Source organism: Dankookia rubra (genome assembly GCF_004355005.1).
Taxonomy (GTDB): Bacteria; Pseudomonadota; Alphaproteobacteria; order Acetobacterales; family Acetobacteraceae; genus Paracraurococcus; species Paracraurococcus ruber_A.
Genome location: NZ_SMSJ01000270.1, coordinates 1 through 1,315, shown reverse-complemented (window position 1 = coordinate 1,315; position 1,315 = coordinate 1). Strand labels below are relative to the sequence as shown.

General features: G+C 66.2%; 1 protein-coding gene. It reads left to right on the top strand.

Annotated features, from left to right (window positions below; translation table 11 throughout):
- The first annotated feature begins 89 nt into the window (after positions 1–89).
- A complete protein-coding gene (locus tag E2C06_RS36490) occupies positions 90–1,175 on the top strand; it encodes an IS5 family transposase (RefSeq protein ID WP_133293390.1) in 1,086 nt (361 codons plus the stop codon).
- Positions 1,176–1,315 lie beyond the last annotated feature (140 nt).

The following is a 1,315-nucleotide window of genomic DNA, read 5'->3' as shown; positions in this document are numbered from 1 at the left end:
GCGCATGTCCTCTTCTAGCAGGCTGCTGAAATTCGTTGTGACGATGCCGCCTGCATGGTTCCCTGCCCCTGGCAGCGAGCGGGGTGGGGATGCGTGGCAGTGATGCGGTGGTTGGGTCGCTGTTCAGCTACGTGGATTTGGAACAACGGGTCCGAGCCGACCATCCGCTGCGGGTGATCCGGGGCATCGTCAATGCGGTGCTGAGCGATTTATCGGCCAAGTTCGACACGCTCTACTCGCCATTCGGCAGGGAATCGATCCCGCCCGAGCGGCTGTTGCGCGCCCTGCTGCTGCAAGCCTTCTACTCAATCCGCTCGGAGCGCCAGCTTGTGGAGCGGATCGAGTTCGACCTGCTGTTCCGCTGGTTCGTCGGCCTCGGCGTCGACGATCCGGTGTGGGATGCCACGACCTTCACCAAGAACCGCGACCGCCTGTTGGCGGGCGACATGGCGGTGCAGTTCCTCGCCACGGTACTGGCCCAGCCGAAGGTCAAGGCCTTGCTCTCCACCGAGCACTTCTCGGTGGATGGTACGCTGTTGGAGGCTTGGGCCAGTACCAAGAGCTTCCGACCGAAGGATGGCTCCGGGCCGCCGCCCGATGCCGGGCGCAACGGCGAGCAGGATTTCCATGGCCAGAAGCGCAGCAACGACACGCATGCCTCGACCACCGACCCGGATGCCCGGCTGTATCGCAAGGGGCGCGGTAAGGAGGCCAAGCTGTCGTTCATGGGGCATGCCCTCATGGAGAACCGCAATGGGCTGATTGTCGGCGCCGTGGCCACGCGTGCCTCGGGCCATGCCGAGCGGTTGGCAGCGCTGCATCTGGTCGAGCCGTACGCCGACCGGCCGCAAAGGGTCACGCTGGGCGGCGACAAGGGCTTCGATACCCAGGACTTCGTCGCCGAACTGCGCGAGATCAACGTGACCCCGCATATGGCGCAGAACACCAGCAACGGGCGCCCTTCGGCTATCGATGGCCGCACCACGCGCCACCCCGGCTATGCGGTCAGCCTGCGGATCAGGAAGCGGATCGAGGAGGCGTTCGGCTGGGCCAAAACCGTGGCCGGGCTGCGCAAGGCGCGCCACCGCGGGCTGGCCAAGATCGACTGGCAGTTCACCTTCGCCATGGCCGCCTACAACCTGATCGGCCTGCCGAAGCTGCTGGCAGTCGCATGACGCCTGGAGTCCGCCCAAAGGGAGCGCCGCTGGCGCCGGACACCTGTTTCTGGCAGCCGCCCCGCGACGCGGGCGCATGGAAGGTCCGCCCAAGCCTACCGCACCCGTCGATCCTGCGCGCTTTTCAGCAGCCTGCTAGG

Coding starts and splice junctions, on each gene's coding strand:
- E2C06_RS36490 (WP_133293390.1), top strand. CDS start 90: ATGCGTGGCAGTGATGCGGTGGTTGGGTCGCTGTTCAGCTACGTGGAT.